The organism is Myxacorys sp. (genome assembly GCF_059501405.1).
The window spans coordinates 1-3,830 of sequence record NZ_JCACCM010000023.1 but is presented as its reverse complement, the minus strand read 5'-3'; the positions used below and the strand labels follow the sequence as shown (position 1 = coordinate 3,830).

General features: G+C 48.6%; 6 protein-coding genes, 1 tRNA gene and 1 pseudogene. All 8 read left to right on the top strand.

What is annotated here, in order from left to right; translation table 11 throughout:
* Positions 1–103 precede the first annotated feature (103 nt).
* On the top strand, positions 104–514 hold the full coding sequence (locus AC5I6P_RS02340) for an MAPEG family protein (protein ID WP_495692150.1): 411 nt from the start codon (positions 104–106) through the stop codon (positions 512–514).
* Between the two features lie 108 nt (positions 515–622).
* The gene (locus AC5I6P_RS02335) at positions 623–880 is read left to right on the top strand and encodes a hypothetical protein (RefSeq protein ID WP_495692149.1); all 258 of its coding nucleotides are present in this window, start codon (positions 623–625) and stop codon (positions 878–880) included.
* A 39-nt stretch (positions 881–919) separates the two neighbouring features.
* Positions 920–1,147, top strand: coding sequence for a hypothetical protein (locus AC5I6P_RS02330; RefSeq protein WP_495692148.1), 228 nt, complete (start codon positions 920–922; stop codon positions 1,145–1,147).
* Between the two features lie 52 nt (positions 1,148–1,199).
* Complete coding sequence (locus AC5I6P_RS02325; RefSeq protein ID WP_495692147.1) at positions 1,200–1,505, top strand: HNH endonuclease; 306 nt, start codon at positions 1,200–1,202, stop codon at positions 1,503–1,505.
* Positions 1,506–1,752: 247 nt separating this feature from the next.
* On the top strand, positions 1,753–1,947 hold the full coding sequence (locus tag AC5I6P_RS02320; protein ID WP_495692146.1) for a hypothetical protein: 195 nt from the start codon (positions 1,753–1,755) through the stop codon (positions 1,945–1,947).
* Positions 1,948–1,998: 51 nt separating this feature from the next.
* Positions 1,999–2,074: transfer RNA gene (locus AC5I6P_RS02315), tRNA-Asp, on the top strand.
* 149 nt (positions 2,075–2,223) lie between these two features.
* Positions 2,224–3,046 (top strand): annotated as a pseudogene (locus tag AC5I6P_RS02310) (transposase).
* Positions 3,047–3,323: 277 nt separating this feature from the next.
* The gene (locus tag AC5I6P_RS02305) at positions 3,324–3,665 is read left to right on the top strand and encodes a DUF1257 domain-containing protein (RefSeq protein ID WP_495692151.1); all 342 of its coding nucleotides are present in this window, start codon (positions 3,324–3,326) and stop codon (positions 3,663–3,665) included.
* The last annotated feature ends 165 nt before the right edge of the window (positions 3,666–3,830 follow it).

Sequence of the window (3,830 nt, the reverse complement as noted above, 5' to 3'; positions counted from 1 at the left end):
AAATTTCGAGATGTGCCGATTCCATGCTAATTCATCTTCTCATTCAGCAACGCCTGCTTGCTTTCTAAGCTGTTAGCAGCAAACTCTACTGGAGTAAAGAAGAATGCACGAGCCTATCGAGATGACTGCCCCGCTCTGGGGTTTAGTGATCTTCATTCTATGGACGATCGCGATCGTTGTCCTGCTGCTTGTTGTCAGAATTCAATATTTATCAGTCGGTGGCTCTGCCAAGGATTTTGGCACACCAAATGATGAAAGCTTACTCTGGCGGCTCTTTCGAGTACAAGCCAACTTAGTCGAAAACTTGCCTCTGTATCTTGGAGTGGTATTTCTCCTCACTGTTCGGGGTGTCTCTGGAACGGGAGTCAACGTGCTCATCGGCGTGTACATCGCCTTTCGACTGGTGCATTCTGTCATTCACGTTGCTGCGCTCAATCCAACCCTGCGACTGATTTGCTTGGGGATTCAATTGAGTTGCTTAATCGGACTAACTGCTCTAGGAGTTCTAACTTAGCGATCGCTCTACGATCTCATTTTAATTTCAATAAAGGGTGGACAATGCAATACTACAAATGTAGTATGCTAAGTATCCAGATTTGTAATACAAATACTACAGCCTTTCATGAGACGTGTTCTTCTCGCCACCTTACATAGCGCTGTGTCATGTCAATTCCATTGGGATTTGGGCAGAGCATCGGTGCTGTTTGCGTGTGAAGGCACGTATCAATTTAGCGGCAGTCGATCCGTCAGTAAAGGCATTGATCACACAGTCACCGGATGGACGAATCCGGAAGCAGTGATGAGCAGCGGGCAGTGCAGGGCAACCCTGACACCCATATATGGATTAAAGTGTGTCAACTTCCCCAACCCCCGCTTCTAGTCACTAGGATCGGGGGTTGTTTTTTGAGGAGTGAATTCTATGCAATCTCAACAACAGAGTGGGCAACCACACATATTTCAAAACCAGGTGGTGGTGTTTTCAAAAAACTACCTGCCCTTGGCGCGGATCAACCTCAAGCGGTCGATCCGTTTTTTGGTGACGGGACAGGCAGAATCTTTAGGATTCGGCAGTACCCAACTTTGGGAAGTGCGGTGCGAAGCAGTTCCCCTTGGGGTAAACGCCCAGTGTCGTACTACAAATTCCTGAGCACATTCGTCTGACGAGTGGCAATCCCGAACGGCACTGGAAAGCAGCGCCTGTGAATCGTCGGGAAGTTTTTCGCCGCGACAATCACATCTGCCAGTACTGCGGCAGCACCAAACATCTCACTCTCGACCACGTCATTCCCTGCTCAAAGGGCGGCACTCACACCTGGGACAATGTAGTGGCAGCTTGCCAGAGATGTAACTCAGGGAAGAGCGATCGCCTTCTGCATGAAACCGGGATGGTACTCAGAACCAAACCTAAAGCACCGATTCACCCAGCGGTTGCTTCGCAGTTCCCCGAAGGGGTAAACGCATTTGCCGAGCAGTTCTGGAAAGAACAGCAGCCTGTCGATACCTGACCTCAAGCTAAAGAGGCAAGACCGAGGTTAACGCTGAACTTGTTAAAGCTGAACTACACCGAAGTTGAGCTATACATAGCGCCGTTTCCTCGCTGGCGTACCCATAAATCTAATAGGAGAGGGCAATACATACATGTCTTCTACTTTTGTCCTCTCCCTTTTCAAAAAAGTTGTAGTATACCCTTGACGTTTGTAGTATGTTGTATTATGTTTGTAGCATAGAATGAAACGAAAAGGAGCTAACTCAATGACTACTCGCTCCCTCCAACCAACGGGTCTTCTCTCGAAACTCTCAGAGTTCTTACAAGCTCATTTCTCTAGCGCTTCTGCGGCGCTTCGAGACAAACCATCCAATCAGGGAAACCATTCCTCCACCCAACACACTCAAGCAATCCGCGACCTCCAGCAAACGTATTACCTGGAACGGCGTGGCTTCCTCTAACTCTTGCTGCCACCAGCAAATCTGAACCTTGACAACTGAATCGCCACCTTTGGGAATGGAGCTTAGCCCGGTTCAAAGCAGTCGCCTGTCGAGCGAAAGATCGTCGGTTCGAATCCGATTATTCCCGCCTTGAAAAGGTTGATTATTTGTGTGTGATGCATACAGATAATCAACTACACAAAGCCGTATGGACGACTAGATAAGTCGCTCTGGTTCTCAGCCAGAAAGAAGCGGGTGCAACTCTCGTCGCGGCTCCCAAATGAGGATGTAGCTCAGATGGACAGAGCACCTGTTTCCGAGGCAGGAAACCACAGGTTCAATCCCTGTGTCTGTCGCTATTGGCGCAGAGCCTTTCCGCGATTAGTCAGCTACCAACGCTTTGTGGAATGGATGCCGTCCACCCTGATTCCCCTGTGTGCCTACCTGCGCCATTGCTTTGGCAACTGTACGGGAATCAGGGCTGTTTCATTGTCACCGGGAGATATCCGGAAGCCCCAAGTCCTCGTTTGCAAGGTTCAAAAAATTCAAGAACGTCGAACGAGGGAATCAAGCAGCCAGTTTTTTATTTCTCACAATGAAACAGCCCTGGTACGGGAATCAGCTTTATCGATTCGACCAGTATCAAGGTCTGCCACAACCGCCGCATCTCCTCCCACAAGGTGTTCAACCCCTTAGCCGCTCGAGGCAAAACCTCGGTGGACTGGTTCTTTGGGTTTAAGCTGCACTTGGTGGTTAATGAGCAAGGCGAGTTGCTCAACGCGATCCTCACACCCAGCAATGTCGATGACCGTCAGCCTGTGCCCCAATTGCTGCAACAGCTCTTTGGCAAGGTGTTTGGCGTTGCGAAGCTCTTCCCCCAAGGGGTAATCGGGGCTATGTTTCCCAAAAACTCGCACTTCAGCTCTGGCAAGACTGGGGTATCCAACTGATTACTAAACTCAAACGGAACCCGTTGAAGAACATTTTTCAGATTGAGCATTCTCGTCACCGTTCACCCGTCAACTGCTTAGTCAATTTGGTCTGTGGATTGATTGCCTACTGCCACCAGCCAAAGAAACCATCCCTCATACCCGATGCTGTTTTGCCTGGGTCTGTTTAACCTGAACTCATGTTGGATACGATGATTTCATGGCTCTCGATATGCTGTCTTGAAATTTGCTATTGACAGGTTATCGTTTCGAGAGCTTTCCTACTTCTCAGACATCCTCTTAACTCGACTTTATCCGTTAAGCAGCATAGCAAAGCGCCTCTAACCAACAGGCAAACACGTCGCTCGGAACTTTAATCAGTCTTGGCTCTGCCCCTGACCTATCAAGAAGTCGTGGTGCCCATAAATAGGAGCGCACGAGTGCCAACGCATCAATGAAGGTAGTGTTCTGATTGTTCTACTCCTCAAATGGATAAAGTCGAGCTTAAAGGCATCGTTACAAGACTTGGGTATGACGGTGAAAACTGATGCCGAAGCATGCGGACTGTGTAATCAAACAATTCGAACTGACATTGTTGTCGTGCTTGATGGGGATTGTGATTTGGGCTGGTCACGGAGCTTAGATGGCTCCTTTGCTCTGGTTGCTAACCTGCGGGGCGTCGCCAAGAATCACAACGTAACGAACCTGATAAATGCCCTGAATCAGAAATATGCCGTCAACAAAACGCTGGCAGCCTTGAAGCGCCCTGGTTTACAACAGGCAAATGTTCAAATTTCGCTGCAAAAGTAGCCACTTTTCTAGAGTCAGAAGTTCGCGATGCAAAATAATTCTCCTTCGAGGAACGATCGTCGGTTTATCTGCAAGGCAAGTTCTCATCAGACATTGATGCTGTCTCTAGCAACCCAAGTTGCGAGTTAGAAGCAGGAGCAGGGTAAAACCAATAAAATCTCTCCA